Here is a 21,224-nt window from a genome sequence, read left to right on the forward strand (position 1 = left end):
TCCGGCGGGGTCCGGGCCGGCCGGGCACGAGCTAGCCGCGGGCCAGAGCGGTGCTGGTTGGGCTGGCCGCGAGAGCCTCGCCGAACGTCGTGGGTGCCCGCCCCAGCAGCCCGGACAGCACCCGCGGGTTGCCCACCAGGCCGTGCCGGTCGTAGTAGTCGAACATCGCCAGCAGGTCCTGGCGGGTCCTGGCGTCGAGCTCGGGCACGGTGGCCGACCAGTCCTCGGCGGACTGCGCACCGGCCTGCACGTCCCGGCCGAGCACGGCGCTCAGGCACGCGGCCATCGCCACGGTGTCCAGCACGGCCGGACCGCACAGCTCGTAGCTGGCGTGGGTGTGGCCCGCCTCGGTGAGCACCACTGCGGCGGCCTCGGCCACGTCGGCCAGGTCCACCGGGGTGAACGGCGCCGTGGTGCGGTAGGGCACGGTGAGCACCCCGGTGCGGCGCACCAGCTCCACCGCCACGTTCTGCGCGTAGCTGGCCGGCTGCAGGATCGTCCAGTCCAGCCCGCTGCCGCGCAGCACCCGCTCGCTGTCGGCCTTGCGCAGGTGGTGCGGCATGTCCGGCAGGTAGGGGGCGAGCACGCTGTGCAGCACGAACCGGCGGGCGCCGCACTGCTGCGCCGCCGTCACCGCGATGCGGGTCAGCCCCACCTCGTCCGGGTGCATGTTGGGGGCGACGTGGTACATCGCGTGGTGGCCGTCCAGCGCCGCCCGCACGCGCGCCGGGTCGCCGAGGTCCACCACCACCGCTCGAGCTGCCCCGGCGGCCAGCGCTGCCGGTCGTTGCTCCGCCCGCCGCACCAGCGCGGTGACGGCGAGCCCGCGGGCCGTGCAGGCTCGGGTCACCGCCAGGCCGGTCTTGCCGGCCGCCCCGCTCACCACCACGGTGGACGGGGCGGCTGCCGAGCGGGTCAGCGCCGTCGGCCGAGCAGACCGCCGACCAGCACTCCCACCAGGGTGAGCACCGCGCCGAGGACCGCGCCGGGCAGCAGGCCGTCACCGGCCAGCCCGGGCAGGCCACCGGCCGTGCTGGGGCTGCTGGGTGCGGTGAACACCCCGGGCTGGGTCACCGGGGCACCGGCATCCGTGGTCGCGGCGGCACCCGCCGGCGCGGCCACCGGGGCAGCGACCGGAGCGGCACTCTTGCCGGTGATCACGTCGTCCACGGCCTTGAAGAACTCACCGGCCATCTTCTTGGTGACGCCGATGAGCATGCGCTGGCCCACGCCCGCCACCGCACCGCCGATGACGGCGTCGGCGTCGTAGGTCAGCTGAGTGGTGCCGTCGCCGCCGTCGGCCAGCTTCACCCGCACCTCGGCGCTGACCGTGCCGGGACCGCCGGCCCCGGACGCCTTCATCAGGAACGAGCTCGGCTCCTCCTGCTCGCACAGCGTCACCTCGCCGGTGTAGGTGCCCTTGATCGAGGCGACCCCAGCGGTGACCACCATCGCGTACTCGTCCTTGCCGGTGGCCTCCAGGCGCTCACAGCCGGGAATGGTGCGCACCAGGACGGCCGGGTCGTTCAGCGCGTCCCAGACCTTGTCGACCGGGGCGTGCAGCTGGGCTTTTCCACTGACCTTCATCGTGTGCTCTCCTCTGAGTGGGTGCGGCGAAGCTCGAAGAGCTCGCTCGGCGAGATGGGCATCGCGGTGATCGGGAAGCCCTCGGCGTCCTCGATGGCCGAGGCGATCGCGGCAGAGGTGGGGATGACCCCAGCCTCTCCGGCGCCCTTGATGCCCAGCGGGTTCAGCGGTGACGGAGTCACCAGGTGGTCGATCTCGATCTTCTTGGGGACCTCGGTGACGTAGGGCATCAGGAAGTCCATGAAGGACGCGTTCTGCAGCTGGCCGGAGTCGTCGTAGGCCATCCGCTCAAACAGCGCCCCGCCCACTCCCTGGGCCACCCCGCCGTGGATCTGGCCCTCGACGATCCGGGGGTTGATCAGGTTGCCGCAGTCGTGCACCACGCAGTACCGCAGGATGGTGATCTCGGCGGTGTCCGGGTCGGTCTCCACCACCACCGCGTGGATTCCGGCGGCGAAGGTGGACTGCATCGGCGAGAAGAACGACCGGCCCTCCAGGCCCGGCTCCTCCCCGTCGGCCACCGGCGGCTTGCTGGTGTCGCCGACTGCGAACTGGGTGGCCAGCGCCGAGGACTCGTCGAAGGCGTAGCGCAACGGGTTGGACAGCACGGCGATGGTGGCGAGCGAGACACCGGTGCCCGGAGCTCCGACCACCCGAACCGTCCCGTCCACGATCTCCAGGTCCGACGCGTCCACCTCCAGCGCCTCGGCGGCGAGCGTGAGCGCCTTGTCCCGCACCACCCGGGTGGCCAGCGCGATGGCCGAGCCGCTCATCACCGCTGCGCGGGAGGCGAAGGTGCCGACCGCATAGCCCATGCGGCGGGTGTCGCCGGTGACCACCTCGACGTCGGAGACCGCCACGCCCAGCTCGTCGGCGACGATCTGGGCGAACGCCGTCTGGTGCCCCTGGCCCTGGGAGGTCAGCCCGGTGGCCACCTTCACCTTGCCGGAGGGCTCGATGACCACGTGCCCGCCCTCGTACGGCCCCGCACCGGTGCCCTCCACGTAGCACCCGATGCCGATCCCCACGGTGCGTCCCTCGGCGCGGGCGGCGTCACGGTAGGCGGTGAAGTCGTCCCAGCCCACCAGCTCCTTGGCCTTGGCCAGCAGGGTGGGGTAGTCGCCCGAGTCGTAGATCAGCGGCCGACCGTCCTGGAAGGTCATCTGGTGGTCGTAGGGCATCTCCTCCGGCTGGATGAAGTTGCGCTCGCGCACCACGGTGCGGTCCAGGCCGAGCTCGGCGGCGATGGCGTCCATCGTGCGCTCCATGACGAACACCCCCTGCGGCCGGCCTGCGCCGCGGTAGGGGATCACGATGAGGGTGTTGGTGTAGAGGGAGTCGAACGACACCCGGTACGCGCCGGGCTTGTACGGGCCGAGCAGCTGGGTGGAGGTGTTGTGCGGGACGATCACGCCGTAGGGGATGTACGCGCCGTGGTCGTGCCAGAACCGGACGTCCAGCCCGAGAATGCGACCGTCGTCGTCGAAGCCGACCCGCACGTGGTGCAGCTGCGCCCGCTCGTGGGCGCTGGCCACGAAGTGCTCGCGCCGGTCCTCGGTGAACTTCACCGGCTGCCCCAGCACCTTGGCCGCCCACGGCACCAGCACCTCCTCCGGCCACGGGTGCATGATCTTGACGCCGAAGCCGCCACCGGTGTCCGGGGTGATCACGTCCACGTCGGCCAGCGCGAGGCGGAGCTTGGCGGCCACCGCCGCACGCACCCCGGTGGAGGTCTGCGTGGAGGTCCACATCCGCAGGCGCCCGGCCTGGGTGTCCCAGCGGGCGAGCACGCCGCGGCCCTCCATCGGGGTGGCGGCGGAGCGCTCGATGGACAGGTCCAGCTCCAGGGTGTGCGCCGCCCCGGCGATCGCGGTGTCCACGTCGCCCACGTTCTGCACGCAGCTGGCGGCGACGTTGCCCGGCACGTCCTCGTGCACCAGGTGAGTGGCCTCGCGGGCCGCCTCGATCCCCACCACGGGCTTGAGCGGCCGGTAGCTGACGACGATGCGCTCGACGGCGTCCTCGGCGACGTAGCGGTCGGTGGCCACCACCATCACCACCGGCTCGCCGACGTGGTTGACCTCGTCGCGCGCCAGGGCGTACTGGGTGCGCCCGTGGGTCAGCGAGGGGTGCGGGATGAGCAGCGGCATCGGCTCGGCGACGCGGTCGGGCAGGTCCTCGTAGGTGTAGACGGCCACCAGCCCGTCGATCTCCAGCGCACCGGAGACGTCCACGTCGAGGACCTCCGCGTGCGCGTGCGGGCTGCGCACGAAGGCCACGGCGAGGGCGTCGTTGCCGAGGTCGTCGAGGTAGGCGCCGTCGCCGCGGACCAGGCGGTCGTCCTCCACCCGGGCGATGGGCTCGCCGAACATCTTGGTGGTCACGAGGTCGCCCGCTCTCGCTGCAGCTTCGCGGCGCAGTGCACCGCGGCCACGATGTTCTGGTAGCCGGTGCAGCGGCACAGGTTGCCGCCGATGAGCTCGCGCGCCTGCTCGTCGTCGGGGTCGGGGTTCTCCCGCAGCCCGGCGGTGATGGTGGTGAGGAAGCCGGGGGTGCAGAAGCCGCACTGCAGGCCGTGGCAGTCGGAGAAGGCCTGCTGCACCGGGGAGAGGGTGCCGTCGGGCTCGGTGAGCCCCTCGACGGTGGTCACCTCGCCACCGTCGGCGGAGACGGCGAACATCAGGCAGGCCCGGGTGGGGGCACCGTCGAACAGCACGGTGCACGCACCGCACACGCCGTGCTCGCAGCCCACGTGGGTGCCGGTCAGCCCCAGGTCCTGGCGGAGGCAGTCCGACAGCAGCCGGCGCGCCGGGACTCGCACCTCGTGGGTGGTCCCGTTGACCGTGATTCGTACGTCGTGGAGCTCTTCAGTCATGCCGCGTTCCTTTCACGTGCCGCCTTGTGCGCCTGGGCGAGTGCGCGCCTGGTGAGCACGACGGCGAGCTGTCGCCGGTAGTCCGCTGTCGCGTGGATGTCCGGGTCGGGGTCGAGGTTGTCGCCGACGAAGCCGGCCACGTCGCCGCTGCCGTCGGCGCCACAGGCCTCGCTGAGGTCGAGGACCACCGGGGTGGCCGACACCGACAGGTACGCCGCGCGGGCGGAGCTGATGGCGCCGTCCGGCCCCAGCTGGACGTGGGCGGCGACGCCGCAGACGGCGTAGTCGCCGTGGCGTCGGGCCACCTCGACGAACGCGGTGCCGGCCGCCGGGTCGAGCACCGGGAAGCTGGCCTCCACCGCGAGCTCACCGGGGGCCACCGCCGACTCCATCGGGCCCAGGAAGAAGTCCTCGGCGGCCACCTCCCGCTCACCGGCGGCGGTGGCCACCCGCACCGTGCCCCCGAGCAGGGCCAGCACTGCGGTCATCTCCCCGGAGGGGTCGGCGTGCACGATGCTGCCCACCGTCGTGCCCCGGTTGCGGATGGTGGCGTGGGCGACCATCTGCAGCCCCTGGCCGAGCAACGGCTGAGCCGCGGCGGCGTCGGGGTCCCGCAGCACCGCGGCGTGCCGGGCGAGGGCCCCCACCCGCACCTGCCCGTCCGCCACCCGCACGTAGGCCAGCTCGGCCAGGCGGTTGATGTCCACGAGGTGCTGCGGGGCAGCCAGGCGCATCGACATGATCGGCAGCAGCGACTGGCCGCCGGCGAGCACCTTTCCGTCAGTGCCCAGCGAGTCGAGGGTGGTCAGTGCCTCCTCGAGAGACTCCGGCCGGGAGTACCCGAATGTGGACGGTTTCAACGACGATCGTCTCCTTGGGTTTCGGCGGTGCCGGGCACGACGACGGCGTCGGCGGCACGGCCTTCGGGGATGCGGTTCGGCTCCTGCAGCCCTTCCCGCAGGTGGGCCGGCGCGAACGGGCGGACGCAGTGGTAGAAGACCAGCACGATGATGGAGCCCAGGGCGATGCCGCTGATCGAGAAGCTGTCGGTGAAGTCCAGCGCCACTCCGCCGATGCCGGCGACGAGGCCCGCGGCGAGCGGGATGAGGTTCACCGGGTTCGCGAAGTCGACGCGGTTCTCCACCCAGATCTTGGCGCCGAGCAGGCCGATCATCCCGTAGAGCACCACCGTGACCCCGCCGAGCACGCCACCAGGCGTGGCGCTGACCACGGCCCCGAACTTGGGGCAGAAGCCGAGCAGCACGGCGACGGCGGCCGCCACCCAGTAGGCCGCGGTGGAGTACACCCTGGTCGCCGCCATCACGCCGATGTTCTCGGCGTAGGTGGTGGTGGGCGACCCGCCGACGGCGCTGGCCAGCGCGGTGCCGACGCCGTCACCGATGAAGGCGCGGCCGAGGTAGCGGTCGAGGTTCTCGCCGGTCATCTCGCTGACCGCCTTCACGTGGCCGGCGTTCTCCGCGACCAGCGCGATGACGGCAGGCAGCACCAGCAGGATGAAGGTCATGTTGAAGCTCGGCGCGTGCCAGCCGGCGACCGTCTCCGACCCGTCGGCGGCGAACAGCGACTTCTGCGGGAAGCCGATCCAGTCGGCGCTGCGCACGCTCGACCAGTCGATGCGGTAGTGGTCCACCGGGGTGTCGCTGGTCGGGGTGATCGAGTGGATCACCCCGAAGACGCGGTCGAACACCCAGGAGAGGGCGTAGCCCAGGACGAGGCCCAGGAAGATGGCGATCCGGGACCAGAAGCCGCGGAAGATCACGGTCGCGATCACCAGGAAGACCATGACGATGAAGCCGATCCACTGGTCCTGCGGCCAGTACACGCTGGCGACCACGGGTGCGAGGTTGAAGCCGATGAGCATGACGACGGCCCCGCTGACCGCCGGTGGCAGCACCTTCTGCACCACGCCCCCGCCGGCGAAGTGCACGATCACGCCGATCACCACGATCAGCAGGCCGGCGACCAGGATGGACCCGGTGACCTCCCGGGAGTTCCCGCCCTGGGCGCGGATCGCCGCGACCGCAGCCACGAAGGACGCCGAGGTGCCCAGGTAGGAGGGGATCTTCCCCTTCACGATGAGCAGGAACAGGATCGTCGCGACCCCGGACATCAGGATCGCGAGGTTCGGGTTCAGGCCCATGACCACCGGGAACACGAAGGTGGCGCCGAACATGGCCACCACGTGCTGGGTGCCCAGCCCCACGGTGCGGGGCCACGACAGCCGCTCGTCGGGACGAACCACCTCGCCTGGCGGTGGGGTCTTGCCCCCGTAAACCAGCTTCCATCCCACTGCGGACATCTGAGCCGTCCTTTCGGTTGCCGATCTACCCACATCGCAACGTCAACCGCCGCCTGTGATCGCGCTCACTCAGGACGTTATGGCGGCCGACAGCCTCGATCATGGGCAGATCTTGACGAAGCCCGCGGACACCGTCGGTAGTTGCGAGGAGAGCCAGAATCGCCGCTGGTTGTTTCCGCAGGGGGCCACGCATGTTGCTCGTTGATGACGAAGATGTCACACAGAGTGACCACTGAGCGGGTCTCCGCTGGTCGGTCGGCTACAGGCCGCGCATCTCCACCACGCGCAGCGCCAGCGCAAGGTCCAGGCGCAGGTTCGCGTCGGCGGTGAACCGGCCGACGATGCCCTCGAGCTTGCCGATGCGGTACCGCAGCGTGTTGTAGTGGAAGTGCAGGACCCGTGCCGTCTCGGCGACGTTGCAGTTGGTGTCCAGCAGCGCCTGCAGGGTCTGGCGCAGGTCCCTGGCCTCGTCGGTGTCCGCGGCGAGGGAGCCGAGCACCTCGCTGGCGAAGGTGTGCAGCTCGGCGCTGTCGCTGACCAGGGAGAGCAGCCGGTGCACCCCCAGGTTGTCGAAGTGCGCCAGCGCCCCGTTGCCCCGCATCCGGCGCCCCACCAGCACGGCCTTGCGGGCCTGCTCGTAGGCGTCCGGGAGGTCGGCGACCGAGCTGATCACCCGGCTGACCCCGGTGCTGAAGAGGTGCCGGCCACCACCGCGGTCGCCGGTGACCGCCGCGACCAGGTCGTCGAGGACGTCCACGGCGTTGTCCGCCCGGACCGGGATCAGGGCCACCACCTCGTGGCTGAACCCCACCACCGGAGCGGCCCGGTCCCGGCGGCGCACCACCTGCTGCCACGCGGCGGTGAGGCGCTCCTGCGGCTGCCGGGCCGAGGCCGGCGGTGAGGACGGCGCGTCCCCCGTGGTCTCCTCCTCGGGGTCGAGCTGGGCCACCACCACCACCATGCTGCGACGAACGTCCCAGTCCAGCTGCGCACAGTGCTCCGCCACCTGCTCCGGCGACCCGGCGGTGCCGGCGAGCACCTCCCGCAGGTAGTCGCCGCGGAACTTCGACTCCACGGCGGACACGGCGAGCCGCTTGGTGACGGCCAGCGCCACCACGGTGGCGGCCCGCTCCAGCGCCTGCACCGTGACCGCGCCCAGGCCGCCGGCGGGGGCGTAGGCGACGATCAGGCCGTGGTCGGTGCCCCCGGCGATCACCGGGGCCACCGCGATCTGGCCGGGCAGCTCGCCCGGACTCTCCTGCAGGCCGTGGCGCAGCCGCTCGGTGCGCAGCCGCCCGGAGGGGTCGAACAGCGGCAGGGCCTCCAGCGCGTCCCGGTCGGCCAGCCCTCCTGCCGTGGTCTGCACCCGGCCGTCGGGGGAGCAGATGAGCACCGCGGCCTCGAACAGCGCCGACACCTCGTCGGCGATCTGCGGCAGGTCACCGCCCTCCAGCACGATCGTGGTCAGGGCCCGGTGCGTGCGGTCGGCGACGTCCAGCGTCATCGACTGCCGGTCGATCAGGTGCATGAACACCTCCGACATCACCTCGTCGAACCCCACGTCGCGGGGGATGAGGAACAACGGGAAGCTCAGCCGCTCGGCGGCGTCGATCATCGCCCGGGGCAGCTCGTCGAGGTAGCGGCCCGCCTTGACCCCGAGTGCGGCCGCGCCGCAGCGCACGAGGCCCTCGACCAGGTCCACCAGGGCCCGCGGGTCGAACGGCTGCGCGGTGTCGCCGAAGCGGATGGGGAACCCGGTGGTCAGCAGCAGCACGTCCGGCTTCACCCACGGCAGGATGTCCGGCACCTCGATGACGTTGACGCCACGCACGTTGCGGTGCAGCCCGCTGGCCCCGCCGACCAGCGTCGAGCCGGCCAGGCTGGGCAGGGAGATCAGCTCGTGGACCGCCAGGGCAGCCCCGAGACGTGCTGGCAGATCCTGTGCCTGTGAGTCCACAATGTTGGCAACGTCTTCCATGGGGTGACCGTACTCGGGGGGGTTAGCGTCCAGGCATCATGCATATCCCTGGCGCCTCGAGCACGGCCATCCGTGCGGTGACCGCGGGACCGCTGCAACCTGCGCAGTGGCTCGGGGCGGTGGACGCTGCGCTGTACTTCGCCACCACCGGACCGGGCTCCACCGTGTTCGCGGTGCTCAGCCACGACGCCGTGCGCCTGCCCTGCGGGCTGGTGCTGGCCACCACCACGGCCGAGCTTCCGCTGGCCAGCCTCGCTCCGGCCCGCGCGCTGCGCGAGCACCAGGGCGTGGTGGTGGGCGAGGGCCGCATCGAGTGGCTCGGCCCGGACGGCGCGGTGACGGTGGTGGCCGCACGGCAGTGGTCGCCGCTGCGGGTCCGCCCAGGTGCACCCCGGCCGGGTGCGCTGACCGAGCTGCGGGCCCTGCTCGCCGGGCGCGAGATCGGTCTGGAGCCCCACCGGCTGGCGGAGCTCACGAAGGGCGCCACCGCCGCGGCCGTGGCCGGGCTGCTCGGCTGCGGGCCGGGACTCACCCCCAGCGGTGACGACGTGCTCGCCGGGTACCTGGTGGGCGCCGGCGCGTTCGGCCTGCCGGTCGAGGAGCTGCGGCGCTCGGTGGCCGCGCGCTCGGGCCAGGCCACCAGCGCGCTGTCGGCCCAGCTGCTGCGGCACGCCGCGCAGCACGAGGCCGTGGCCGAGCTGGTCGAGCTGGTCGCCGCGCTCACCCACTCCCCTGCCGAGCTGACCCCCGTCCTCACCCGACTGCTCCAGGTCGGCCACACCTCCGGTGCGGCCCTGGCCTGGGGCGTCCTGCTCGCCGGCGAGCGCGCCGGCCGGCACCACCCTGTTCTGTCTATCCCCCATGGAGGCCACCGGTGACTGTGCACCACGTCGAGGCACGACCAGGCGCGTACGCGGACTCGGTCACGCTGATGCAAGTCAGCCGAAAAGCCGGCGACACCGACGGCGCCGAGGGGGTGCTCGTGGCGATGGCCACCGAGCTCAACCTCGACCTGCTGCGCGGCATGGGCTTCGAGGAGCCCGACGGCATCGGCCCGAACGACCTGTTCGTCGCCGTGCGCGCCCGCGACGACGCCGCGCTGGCGCAGGTGCTCTCGGTGGTCACCGAGGCCCTGGCCGCCCGCCCGACCGCCTCGGGTGGCTCGTTCGCCGAGATGCCCCCGCGCACGGTGTCCGCCGCCGCCCGCAGCACCGGCCCGGCGCTGGTGCTCATCTCGCTGCCCGGCCAGCACGCCTTCGTGGAGGCGATGGACGCCCTGGACGCCGGCTGCGACGTGATGATCTTCTCCGACAACGTCAGCGTGGAGCAGGAGGTCCAGCTCAAGGAGGCTGCGGCCGCCCGGGGCCTGCTGGTGCTCGGCCCCGACTGCGGCACCGCCGTGGTCGGCGGGATCGGCCTCGGCTTCGCCCACACCGTGGAGCCCGGACCGGTCGGCCTCGTCGCCGCCTCCGGCACCGGCGCCCAGCAGATCCTGTGCCTGCTCGACGCCGCGGGCACCGGCGTGACCGCCGCGCTCGGGGTCGGGGGTCGCGACCTGTCCACCGCAGTCGGTGGGCGCTCCACCCGCGCCGCGCTGGTGGCCCTGGACGAGGACCCCGCCACCGAGCTCATCGTGCTGGTCTCCAAGCCGCCCGCCCCCGAGGTCGCCGAGGAGCTGGCCGCCTTCGCCGCCACGCTCTCCACGCCGGTGCAGCTGGCGCTGCTCGGGGCCGGCCGCCCCGACCTGACCGCGGCCACCGAGGACGCCCTGCGGGCGGTCGGCGCCGCGGTGCCGGAGTGGCAGCACTGGGCGGGCCCGCAGGCGCAGCCGCGCACCGGCGTCCTGCGGGGGCTCTTCGCCGGCGGCACGCTCTGCGACGAGGCCATGGTCATCGCCAGCGAGCGCTTCGGCGAGATCGCCTCGAACATCCCGCTGCGCCCGGAGTGGCGACTCGATCCCCGCACCCCGGCCACCGGGCACGCGATGATCGACTTCGGCGACGACGAGCTGACCGCGGGGCGCCCGCACCCGATGATCGACCCGTCGCTGCGCCTGGAGCGCCTGGCCAAGGAAGCCCTCGACCCGGACACCGCCGTCATCCTGATGGACGTGGTGCTCGGCCACGGCGCTCACCCGGACCCGGCCGCCGAGCTGGCCCCGGCGATCGCGGCGGCCCGGGAGAGCGGCGACGTCTCCGTCGTGCTCTCGCTGGTCGGCGCCAAGGGTGACCCGCAGAACCTCACCGCCCAAGCCCGTGCCCTCAACGATGCCGGGGCGCACGTGTTCACCTCCAACGCGCAAGCCGCCCGGTTCGCGTGCGACCTGATTGCGAGCCGATGATGACCGAGCTCCTGCGCCGCGACCCCCAGCTGATCACCGCCGGGGTCGACCTGTTCGCTGATGCCGCCCAGAGCCAGGCCGCGCGCGTCACGCGCGTCGACTGGGCGCCGCCGATGGCCGCGACCACCGACGACCTGGACGCCGTGCTCGCCGACGCCCGGCGCGTGGAGGCCAACGCCCTGGCGGTGCAGCGCATGCTGGCCGTCCGAGCCATGGTGGTCGACGTGGTTCCCGCCGCCGAGGCGCTCGGCCTCGGCCCCCACGACCTGCTGCACGCCGGCCCCCCGATCGACTGGGAGCGCGCCTCCGGTCCGATGCGCGGTGCGCTGATGGGTGCCGCCCTGTTCGAGAACCTGGTCACCGACCCCGAGGACGCGGCCGGGCTGCTCCAGCGCGGCGAGATCACCCTGGACCCCTGCCACCACCACGACGCGGTGGGCCCGATGGCCGGCGTGGTGTCGGCGTCCATGTGGGTCTTCGTCATCGAGGACCCCGCCACCGGGCGCCGCACCTACTGCTCGCTGAACGAGGGGCTGGGCAAGGTGCTGCGCTACGGCGCCTACTCCGAGGAGGTCATCACCCGGCTGCGCTGGATGTCCGCCGTGCTCGGGCCGGTGCTGCAGACCGCGATCCGGGCGCACGGCCCCATCGACGTGACCTCGATCCTGGCGCAGATGGTGCAGATGGGCGACGAGGCGCACAACCGCAACCGGGCCGGCACGCTGATGCTGCTGCGCGAGCTGATGCCGGCGATCATCGAGTCCGGCTTCCCCTCCGCCGACCTGGCCGAGGCCGCCCGCTTCGTCGCCGGCAACGACCACTTCTTCCTCAACCTGGCCATGCCCGCCTGCAAGCTGGCGCTGGACGCCGCCCGGGACATCCCCGGCTCCACCATGGTGGTGGCCATGGCGCGCAACGGCACCGACTTCGGCATCCAGGTCTCCGGCACCGGCGACCAGTGGTTCACCGGCCCCGCGCAGGTGCCCGAGGGCCTCTTCCTCGGCGACTACGGCCCGGAGGACGCCAACCCCGACATCGGTGACTCCGCCATCACCGAGACCGCCGGCCTCGGTGGCTTCGCGATGGCGGCGGCACCGGCCATCGTCCGCTTCGTCGGCGGCACGGTGTCCGACGCGCTGGCCAACACCCGTCGGATGTACGAGATCACCCTGGCCGAGCACAACATGTACTCGGTGCCGGTGCTGGACTTCCGGGGCACCCCGGCCGGCATCGACGTCACCAAGGTGGTGCGCACCGGCATCCTGCCGCAGATCAACACCGGCATGGCCGGCAAGGTCGCCGGCACCGGCCAGGTGGGCGCCGGCCTGGTCACCCCACCGGCGGAGATCTTCCCCGCCGCGCTGGCCGAGCTCGCCCGCCGCACCGCCTGACGCGGGCGGCCCTGCGCCTCGCCCGCCCGCCACCCTCACCCCGACCTGGAGGACCACCCATGTCCGACGACCTGTGCTTCACCCCCGCCACCGAGCTGGCGGCGATGCTTCGTCGCCGGGACCTCTCGGCTCGGGAGCTGCTGGACGCCCACCTCGACCGCATCGACCGGACCAACCCGCAGGTCAACGCCATCGTCACCCTCGACGTGGAGGGGGCGCGGGCGCAGGCCGACGCTGCCGACGCCGCCACGGCCCGCGGCGAGTCCACCGGTCCGCTGCACGGCCTGCCGGTGGCGCACAAGGACACCCACGTCACCGGCGGGATGCGCACCACCTGGGGCTCGCCCCTGCACCGCGACTTCGTGCCGGAGCAGGACGAGCTGGTGGTGGCGCGGCTGCGCGAGGCGGGCGCGGTCCGGGTGGGCAAGACCAACGTGCCGGAGTTCGCGGCCGGCTCGCACACCTACAACACGGTGTTCGGGGCCACCCGCAACCCCTACCGCCTGGACGTGAGCGCCGGCGGCTCCAGCGGTGGCGCCGCCGCCGCGCTCGCCTCGGGCATGGTCGCCCTGGCCGAGGGCAGCGACATGGGCGGGTCGCTGCGCAACCCGGCCGCGTTCTGCAACGTGGTCGGTCTGCGCCCCACCCCGGGGCGCGTGCCCAGCCACCCCACCCAGATGGGGTGGTCCACGCTCAGCGTGCAGGGCCCGATGGGCCGCACCGTGGGCGACGTGGCGCTGGGCCTGTCCGCCCTGGCCGGTCCGGACCCGCGGGTGCCCATCTCGCTCACCGAGGCCGGTGCGGGCTTCGCCGCCCCGATGCCCACGGAGCTCACCGGCCTGCGCGTGGCGTGGGCCCCCGACTTCGGCGGCCGCATGCCGGTCGACCCCGAGGTGCGCGCGGCCCTGGCCCCGGTCCCGCAGGTGTTCGAGAGCCTCGGCGCCCACGTGGACGAGGCCTGCCCGGACCTCGACGACGCCGACGAGGTGTTCTCCGTGCTGCGGGCGTGGCTGTTCGTCGCGTCCTTCGGCGACGTCGTCACGCGCCACCCGGACCAGGTCAAGGCGGCGATCGCCTGGAACGTGGAGCAGGGCCGCAAGCTCACCGGCCAGGACGTGGCCCGTGCGGAGACGCTGCACACCCGGCTGCACCACCGCATGGTGGAGTTCTTCGACAGCTACGACGTGCTGCTGGCCCCCACCACCCAGGTGGTGCCCTTCGACGTGGACACCGAGTACCCGGCGCAGGTCGACGGGGTGCAGCAGGACAGCTACCTGGGGTGGATGCGGTCGTGCTCCATGATCAGCGCGGCCGGCGTCCCCGCGCTGTCCGTGCCGGCCGGGTTCACCGACGACGGGCTGCCGGTGGGGCTGCAGGTCATCGGTGCACCCCGGGCGGACCGTCGGGTGCTCGAGGTCGGCCACGCCTTCGAGCAGGCCACCGGGGTGGGCCGGCGGCGGCCGACGCTCACCCCGTGAGCCCTGCGGTGGTGGCTCAGCCTGCGGGCTGAGCCACCACCGACGGCTCCGCCGACGCCGCACCGGCGTCCGGGCGAACCCCGCCCAGACCCTGCAGCCGCGGCTGCAGGAGCAGCAGCAGCGCGGGCAGCAGCACCAGGCGCACGACCGTCGCGTCCACCAGGATCGCCACCGCGAGCCCCACCCCCATCTGCTTCATCTCCACCATGCTGAGCGTGGCGAACACCGCGAAGATCGACACCATCACCAGCGCCGCGCTGGTCACCACCGAGGCCGTGCCTCGCACGCTGTCGGCCACCGCGGCCCGGTAGGGCACGCCCGCCCGCAGCGCCTCGCGCAGGCGGCTCAGCACGAACACGTGGTAGTCCATCGACAGACCCACCAGCACCACGAAGCAGAACAGCGGCACCCAGTCCACGATGGCTCCAGTGGAGGTGTAGCCCAGCAGCCCGTCCGCCCACGAGTGGGTGAACACCAGCGTGAGCACCCCGAACGCCGCCCCCACCGACAGCAGGTTGAGCACCGTCGTCAGCGCCGCCAGCGTGCGGCTGCGGAACGCCACCCCGATCATCGCCATGGTGAGCACCAGCACGAACGCGACCACCCACGGCAGGCTGCCGGACATGGCATCGCGCCGGTCGATGCCCTCGGCCACGTCCCCGCCCACGGCCCAGTCCCCGCCCACGGCCCAGTCCGTGCCCACCGCGTGCGGCAGCACGTCTGTGCGCAGCGTCCGGACCGCGGCCTCGTTCCCTGCTGCGCCCGCGGCGCCCGGCGCGGTCAGCGTGAGCACGCCCGTGCGCCCGTCCCCGCTCGTGCGGACGTCCTCGGTGGGTGTCCCCAGCCCGTCCTGCGCCGCGGCTGCGGCCACCTCGGCCAGCGTCCCCCGCAGCGCGGTGGCGTCCTCGCCGTGCAGCACCACCTCGATGCGCGGCCCCTCGACGGGGAACCGCTGCTGCAGGTGCTGAGCCGCCTGCACGGCGGGCAGGTCCTGGGGCAGCGTCTGCAGCGTGGCTTCGTGCACCCGCATCCCCAGCACGGGTGCGGCCAGCGCCAGCAGCACGAGGAACGCAGCGGCAGCCGCAGCGCGGGGGCGGGCCAGCACCGGTCGCAGCATCCGCCCGCTCAGCGCGCCGGAGCCCATCCGGTCGGTGAGCCGCCACAGCAGCGGCACCCGCGGCCGGTCCGCCGCGCCACCGAGCTTGACCAGCAGCGCCGGCAGCACGGTGACCGAGGTCAGCACCGACACCACCACCACCAGGATCGTGCCGACTCCCAGCCCGGTGAACACCACGTCCCGGGTGACCAACAAGCCCGACATCGCCACCACCACCGCGGCGCCGGAGACGACGATGGCCCGTCCTGCGGTGGCTGCGGCGACCTCGATCGCCTCCGTGCTGGTGCGCCCCCGGCGTCGCTCGTCCCGCTGGCGCTTGAGGAAGAACAGCGCGTAGTCCACCCCCACCGCCATCCCGATCAGCAGCACCACGTTGGCGACGCTGCCGGCGTCCGGGACCAGGTGGGACAGCGGCGCGTACAGGCCCAGCGTGAGCAGCACCGCGCTGAAGGCCAGCAGCACCGGGATGCCGGCGGCGACCACCGCGCCGAAGGCCACCAGCAGGATGCCGAAGGTGATGGGCAGCCCCAGCGCCTCGCCCGAGCCCAGGTCCTCCCCCACGCGCTCGTTGACCGCGGCGTCGAGCGACGCCGAGCCGACCTGCTCGATCATGAGCGCTGGGTGGCGGGCCTGGGCCTGCTCACCGGCGGTCAGCACCGTCTGGACGTGGTCGTCCGCCCCGGCCTCGTCACCGAGCAGGGTGACCGGCAGCAGCAGCGCACCGCGGTCCGCCGACCACTCCGCCTCGCCCACCGTCGCGATGCCGCTCCCGCCCACCAGGGCCTGTCGCAGCTCCGCCGCGGCCTCCTGCGCCTGGGCGGGGTCCAGGGTGCCCGCGCGTGCGGTGAGCAGCAGCGTCTCGACCTCCGGCTGCTGCAGCCCGGCGTCTCGGACGAGCTCCGCGGCCCGACCCGACTCGCCGACCACGGTGGCGGCGTCGGTGGCGGTCTGGGTGGGCACCAGCGCGGCGGTGGTGATCGCGGCCAGCACCACGACGAGCCAGCCGGCGATCGTCCGCCAGGGGTGGCTGATGCACCACCGAGTGATCGCGGTGACCGACGGGCGCCTGGCTGACCTGTCTCTGCTGGCGTTGCCCCTCATGGTTCCTGCCTCCCCTGTCCTGCCCCTGTTCTTGCTCTGCCTGGCTGTACTTCTCGTGGTGTCAAAGCCTGCGGTGTGCGGGGTGCGCTGACACGGGGGCCAGACCCCGAGGTGAAGGGGGGCCCAGGCCCCTGTTCCCGGTGGGCCAGCCGGGTGACGATGAACCGGTGACCGACCTCGATCCCCCGCCGACGCCCGACGCGGCGCGAGCGCCCGCCCGGGGCACCGGCGGCCGGCCGACTGCGGGCGGCGGCGTCACCTGGCGGCTGCGACTGAGCCTGCTGGCGCTGGCCTACGTGTTCCTGGCCGTGCCGGCCCTGGTGCTGCTGGTGGTGCTCAGCACGGCGCTCGGGCTCGCGGTGGTGGGCGTCGGCCTCGTGCTGCTGCTGCTGTTCGTGCCGCAGAACCGGCAGCTGGCCCAGCTGCACCGCCGCCTCGCCGGCACCGTGCTGGGGCGGCCCGTGGAGACCCCCGACTACCTCACCGCGCCGAGGTCACACCCGTGGGCGCTGCTGCGCACCTGGGCGCGCGACCCGGCACGCTGGCGCGACTACCTGTGGACCTGGGTGAGCACCACCCTGGGCTGGGCGCTCGCCTGGATCGCCCTGGCGCTGCCGCTGACCGTGGTGTTCTACCTGGTCGCCCCGTTCCTCTACGCCGTCACCCCCGACGGTGTCTTCGAGACCAACTACAGCGTGGTGCGCATCGACTCGCAGGCCAAGGCCTTCCTGGAGTGGAGCTTCCTGCTGGTGGCCGGGCCTGCGTGGTGGTACCTGCTGCCGGTGCTGGTGCGCTGGCGCGCCCAGCTGGACGAGGCGCTGCTGTCCCCCTCCCGGGCAGAGCTGCAGCGGCGGGTGGCCCAGGTGTCGCGGACGCGCACCGAGAGCATCGACCACTCCGCCTCCGAGCTGCGCCGCATCGAGCGCGACCTGCACGACGGCGCCCAGGCCCGGCTGGTCTCGCTGGGGATGAACCTGGGCATCGCCGAGCAGCTGTGGGACACCGACCCGGCCGCCGCCGCGCGGCTCGTCGCCGAGGCCCGCGGCGCCACCGTCTCGGCGCTCGGCGACCTGCGCTCGGTGGTGCGCGGCATCCACCCGCCGGTGCTGGCCGACCGGGGCCTGGCCGGTGCCGTGGAGGCCCTCGCCCTGGACATGGCCACCCCGATCTCGGTGTTCGTGGCGCTGCCCGGGCGCCCGCCGGCCCCGGTGGAGTCGGCGGTGTACTTCGGCGTGGCCGAGTGCCTGGCCAACCTGGGCAAGCACAGCGGCGCCACCCGTGCCTCGGTGACGCTCAGCCACGACGGCGCCCGGCTGCGGGCGGTGGTGGTCGACGACGGGCGCGGCGGGGCGCGGGCCGCTGCCGGCGGCGGCCTGGCGGGAGTCGCTCGGCGTCTGGCTGCCTTCGACGGCACGATGGATGTGCAGAGTCCCGCAGGCGGCCCGACCGCCGTGACCATGGAGCTGCCGTGCGCGTTGTCATCGCCGAGGACCACGCCCTCCTCCGGGACGGACTGACGCGGCTGCTGGTGGCCTCCGGGTTCGACGTGGTGGCTGCGGTGGACAGCGCTCCCGCGCTGGCGGCGGCGCTGGCCGAGGGTGCGGCGGACGTGGCAGTGGTCGACGTCCGCATGCCACCCACGTTCACCGACGACGGCCTGCGGGTGGCGATCGAGGCCCGCAAGGCCCGCCCCGGCCTGCCCGTGCTGGTGCTCTCGCAGTACGTCGAGCAGCTCTACGCCCGCGAGCTGCTGGCCACTGGCGAAGGGGCGGTGGGCTACCTGCTCAAGGACCGGGTGGCCGACGTGAGCGCCTTCGTCGAGGCCGTGCGCACCGTGGCCGGCGGCGGCACCGTGCTCGACCCGGAGGTGGTGGCCGCGCTGCTGTCGCGGGCTCGGGACAGCCACCCGCTGGGCCGGCTCACCGCGCGGGAGCGGGAGGTGCTCGCCCTGATCGCCGAGGGCCGGTCCAACGCGGCCATCGCCGGCCGGCTGTTCATCACCGAGAAGGCCGTCGGCAAGCACAGCGCCAACATCTTCGACAAGCTCGAGCTGTACCTGAGCGGCGACGACAACCGCCGGGTGCTCGCGGTGCTCGCCTACCTGCAGGGCTGACCGTCGTCTGGTCCAGTCCCGGTGGACGGGACCGGTCGCACCACGAAGTTCGCGCTCGTTAGCCTCTAGCAATGCCTGTGCGCCGTACCGAGCCTGACTTCACCCACCTCCTCTCCGCAGGCCGGATCGGTCCGGTGGAGCTGGCCAACCGGGTGATCCTGCCCGCGATGGACATGAACCTCTGCGACGACGGCGCCATCGTCGCCCACGACGTGGAGCACTTCGCCGCCCGCGCCGCCGGGGGCACCGCCATGATCATCACCGGCGCCTCCGCCGTGGCCTACCCGCAGGGCGCCACCAGCCGCAAGGAGCCCGGGCTGTCGGAGGACCGGTTCATCCCCGGCCTGAAGATGCTGGCCGACGGGGTGCACGCGGCCGGCTCGCTGCTGTGCGTGCAGATGACTCACCACAGCCGCATCGCCCGCATCGACACCCTCGACGGCCGGCCGATGCTGGTGGCGTCCACGCCGCAGGAGCCCCGGGACATGTCCGCGCTGCGGGACAACACCCGCGAGGAGCTGACCATGATGGCCGCCGTGGCCGGGGGCAACCAGCCCACGTACAAGGAGGCCACCGAGGAAGACATCGTCTGGGTGATCGACCAGTTCGCGCAGGCCGCCCGCCGGGTGATGGAGGCCGGTGGCGACGCCGTGGAGATCCACGTGGCGCACGGCTACCTGCTGGGCGGGTTCCTCTCCCGTGCCGACAACCGCCGCACCGACGAGTGGGGCGGCTCGCTGCAGAACCGCGCCAAGCTCGCCTGCAAGGTGATCGAGGCCGTGGTGGACATGGTGGGTGAGCGCCTCGCCGTGCTGGTGCGCGTGGCCGGCAAGGAGTTCGGCGAGGAGGGCTCGCTCACCACCGCCGAGGCCGTGCAGGCCGCCCAGCTGTTCGAGCAGGCCGGCGCGCACGCCATCCACGTCACCGGCTGGGCCCGCAACTCCTTCCGCGACTTCACCGAGGGCCCCCTTCCGGACAAGGTCGGCGCCTACCGCGACTTCGCCCGCCAGGTGAAGGCCGCGGTGTCCATCCCGGTGATCGCCGTCGGACGGGTGCTGCCCGAGGTCGGCGAGGAGATGATCGCCGCCGGGGAGACCGACTTCGTGGCCATGGGCCGTCAGCTGCTGGCCGACCCCGACCTGGTGAACAAGCTGCGGGCGGGCAACCGCAAGTCGGTGCGCCCGTGCATCAACTGCTACGTGTGCGTGGAGCAGAACTTCTGGGACGGCACCCCGGTGTGCGCGGTCAACCCCGCCCTGAGCAACGAGTCGGCGTCCACCTTCTTGTCCATCCCGTCTCCCCGGCACGTCGTCGTGGTCGGGGGTGGGCCCGGCGGCATGGAGAGCGCGCGGGTCGCCCGCGAGCGCGGCCACCGCGTCACCCTGCTCGACGCCGGCGACCGGCTGGGCGGCTCCGCGTGGTTCTCCCAGCTGACCACCCCGGCCAACGGCCCGCTGCTGGACTGGCAGCGCCACGAGCTGGAGCGGCTCGGCGTGGTGGTGCAGCTCAACCACAAGGCCACCGCCAGCTCCATCGCCGAGCTCAAGCCCAGCGTGGTGGTGCTGGCCACCGGCGCCCACCGCGGCGTGCCCGCGGTGCCGGGCGCCACCCTGCCGCACGTGCACACCGGCGACACCCTCCGAGCGCTGATGACGGGCAACGGCGACGCCGGGCAGACCGGTCCGCTGCTCAAGGCCTTCGGCTTCCTCGGCCGGACCAGCCGCATCACCCGCAACCCCGACCTCATCCGCGAGGTGACCAAGCGGTTCCTGCCGATGGGCAAGAACGTCACGGTCATCGGCGGCTCGCTGGTGGGCATCGAGCTGGCGGAGTTCCTCGCCGAGCGCGGCCGCAACGTCACCGTGCTCGAGGCCGGCAAGCACATCGGTCTGCCGATGGCCATGCCGCGGCGCTGGACCGCGGTGCGCCGGGCGGGCGAGCACGGCGTGACGATCGTGCGCGAGGCGGAGGTCACCGAGATCACCAGCGACCAGGTCCGCTACCGCGTCGGCGACCAGACCGCCTCGGCGCCCGCCGACCTGGTGGTCGTGGCCTCGAACGTCTCCGCCGGCGCACCCCTGGAGGCCGAGCTCACCGCGCGCGGCATCGAGGTGCACGTGGTGGGTGACGCCGGTTCCGTCGGCTACATCCAGGGCGCCATCCACTCCGCCTGGGCGACCGCCGGCAAGATCTGAGCCAGCCCGCTCCCGAGCGGCCGCGGCTCAGGTCAACAGGCACGCAGGTGTCCTGACGCTGCTTCGTCGCCACCGTGGGCGGGTGTCGACCTAGCATCGCGAGATGGCACCCACCCACCTGTTGATGGACCTGGCCGGAGTGCTCGCCGGATTCGACCGGGCACCCCGCGTCGCCGCACTGGCCCAGCTGGCCGGGCTCAGCGAGGACGAGGTGCACCGCCGCCTCTACGGCAGTGGCTTCGTGGACTCCGCCGACGCCGGGGAGGTGGACGCCGACGGCGTGCGCGCGGGCATCCGCAGCCGGCTCGACCTGCACTGCCCCCTGGCTGACTTGGAGGCCGCGTGGATGGCCGCCTTCGCCGAGGACGACGCCGCGCTGGCGGTGCTGGACGCGGTGCGCCCGCCCGCCGTGGTCGCGCTGCTCACCAACAACGACGCGCTGGTGGGCACCCTCCTGGCCGAGCACCTGCCCGGCGTGGCCGAGCGCTGCGACGCGGTGCTGGTGGCCGGGTTCATGAAGGTGACCAAGCCGGACGAGCGCGCCTACACCCAGGCCGCACAGGCCCTTGATGTCCCGCTGTCGAGCTGCCTGTTCGTCGACGACAAGCAGGAGAACGTGGACGGCGGCCTGGCCGCGGGACTCGACTCGGTGCTCTACGCCGGACCCGACCAGCTGCGCGCCGAGCTGACCGCCCGCGGGCTGCTCGGCAGCTGACCCGCCTCCGCCA

The 21,224-nt window shown here is 73.1% G+C and carries 15 protein-coding genes and 1 pseudogene; 8 read left to right on the forward strand and 8 right to left on the reverse strand.

Annotated features, from left to right (window positions below):
• Positions 1–31 precede the first annotated feature (31 nt).
• From ELX43_RS15070 to ELX43_RS15100, 7 genes and pseudogenes are all read right to left on the reverse strand, one after another.
• Positions 32–883, reverse strand: a complete 852-nt coding sequence (locus ELX43_RS15070) for an NAD(P)H-binding protein (protein WP_164860671.1) — start codon at positions 881–883, stop codon at positions 32–34.
• A 32-nt stretch (positions 884–915) separates the two neighbouring features.
• Positions 916–1,587, reverse strand: coding sequence for a carbon monoxide dehydrogenase subunit G (locus ELX43_RS15075; protein ID WP_127784127.1), 672 nt, complete (start codon positions 1,585–1,587; stop codon positions 916–918).
• Positions 1,584–3,959, reverse strand: a complete 2,376-nt coding sequence (cutA, locus tag ELX43_RS15080; RefSeq protein WP_206518274.1) for an aerobic carbon-monoxide dehydrogenase large subunit — start codon at positions 3,957–3,959, stop codon at positions 1,584–1,586. The genes ELX43_RS15075 and cutA overlap by 4 nt, the downstream gene beginning before the upstream one ends.
• Before the next feature lie 17 nt (positions 3,960–3,976).
• Positions 3,977–4,432: pseudogene (locus ELX43_RS15085) on the reverse strand ((2Fe-2S)-binding protein); the annotation flags it as partial.
• A gap of 26 nt (positions 4,433–4,458) precedes the next feature.
• A complete protein-coding gene (locus ELX43_RS15090; protein WP_127784130.1) occupies positions 4,459–5,322 on the reverse strand; it encodes an FAD binding domain-containing protein in 864 nt (287 codons plus the stop codon).
• Positions 5,319–6,782: a solute carrier family 23 protein gene (locus tag ELX43_RS15095; protein WP_127784131.1), complete on the reverse strand. Its 1,464-nt coding sequence runs from the start codon at positions 6,780–6,782 to the stop codon at positions 5,319–5,321. The genes ELX43_RS15090 and ELX43_RS15095 overlap by 4 nt, the downstream gene beginning before the upstream one ends.
• 259 nt (positions 6,783–7,041) lie before the next feature.
• Positions 7,042–8,760, reverse strand: coding sequence for a PucR family transcriptional regulator (locus ELX43_RS15100; protein WP_127784132.1), 1,719 nt, complete (start codon positions 8,758–8,760; stop codon positions 7,042–7,044).
• A 38-nt stretch (positions 8,761–8,798) separates the two neighbouring features.
• Between ELX43_RS15100 and ELX43_RS15105 the strand changes: the two genes are divergently transcribed.
• From ELX43_RS15105 to ELX43_RS15120, 4 genes are read left to right on the forward strand one after another with little or no spacing between them, the layout of a single operon-like run.
• Positions 8,799–9,638 carry a DUF2877 domain-containing protein gene (locus tag ELX43_RS15105; protein WP_127784133.1) on the forward strand — a complete coding sequence of 280 codons (840 nt, stop codon included), beginning with the start codon at positions 8,799–8,801 and terminating at the stop codon, positions 9,636–9,638.
• Positions 9,635–11,101 carry a hypothetical protein gene (locus tag ELX43_RS15110; protein WP_206518033.1) on the forward strand — a complete coding sequence of 489 codons (1,467 nt, stop codon included), beginning with the start codon at positions 9,635–9,637 and terminating at the stop codon, positions 11,099–11,101. Before ELX43_RS15105 ends, ELX43_RS15110 begins: the two co-directional genes overlap by 4 nt.
• Positions 11,101–12,492: a DUF1116 domain-containing protein gene (locus tag ELX43_RS15115; RefSeq protein ID WP_127784949.1), complete on the forward strand. Its 1,392-nt coding sequence runs from the start codon at positions 11,101–11,103 to the stop codon at positions 12,490–12,492. The genes ELX43_RS15110 and ELX43_RS15115 overlap by 1 nt, the downstream gene beginning before the upstream one ends.
• Positions 12,493–12,551: 59 nt before the next feature.
• Positions 12,552–13,970: an amidase gene (locus tag ELX43_RS15120; RefSeq protein ID WP_127784134.1), complete on the forward strand. Its 1,419-nt coding sequence runs from the start codon at positions 12,552–12,554 to the stop codon at positions 13,968–13,970.
• A gap of 16 nt (positions 13,971–13,986) precedes the next feature.
• Here the strand turns inward: ELX43_RS15120 and ELX43_RS15125 are convergent, their stop codons facing one another.
• Positions 13,987–16,188 carry an MMPL family transporter gene (locus ELX43_RS15125; RefSeq protein ID WP_127784135.1) on the reverse strand — a complete coding sequence of 734 codons (2,202 nt, stop codon included), beginning with the start codon at positions 16,186–16,188 and terminating at the stop codon, positions 13,987–13,989.
• 167 nt (positions 16,189–16,355) lie between these two features.
• Between ELX43_RS15125 and ELX43_RS18095 the strand changes: the two genes are divergently transcribed.
• The 4 genes from ELX43_RS18095 (at position 16,356) to ELX43_RS15145 (ending at position 21,211) form a co-directional block, all read left to right on the forward strand.
• Entirely contained in the window at positions 16,356–17,705 is a 1,350-nt protein-coding gene (locus tag ELX43_RS18095; RefSeq protein ID WP_127784136.1) for a sensor domain-containing protein, read from the forward strand.
• Entirely contained in the window at positions 17,657–18,301 is a 645-nt protein-coding gene (locus tag ELX43_RS15135; protein WP_127784137.1) for a response regulator transcription factor, read from the forward strand. The genes ELX43_RS18095 and ELX43_RS15135 overlap by 49 nt, the downstream gene beginning before the upstream one ends.
• Positions 18,302–18,372: 71 nt before the next feature.
• On the forward strand, positions 18,373–20,496 hold the full coding sequence (locus tag ELX43_RS15140) for an FAD-dependent oxidoreductase (RefSeq protein WP_127784138.1): 2,124 nt from the start codon (positions 18,373–18,375) through the stop codon (positions 20,494–20,496).
• Positions 20,497–20,599: 103 nt separating this feature from the next.
• The gene (locus ELX43_RS15145; RefSeq protein ID WP_127784139.1) at positions 20,600–21,211 is read left to right on the forward strand and encodes an HAD-IA family hydrolase; all 612 of its coding nucleotides are present in this window, start codon (positions 20,600–20,602) and stop codon (positions 21,209–21,211) included.
• Positions 21,212–21,224 lie beyond the last annotated feature (13 nt).

It is taken from the genome of Rhodococcus sp. X156, assembly GCF_004006015.1.
Taxonomy (GTDB): Bacteria; Actinomycetota; Actinomycetes; order Mycobacteriales; family Mycobacteriaceae; genus X156.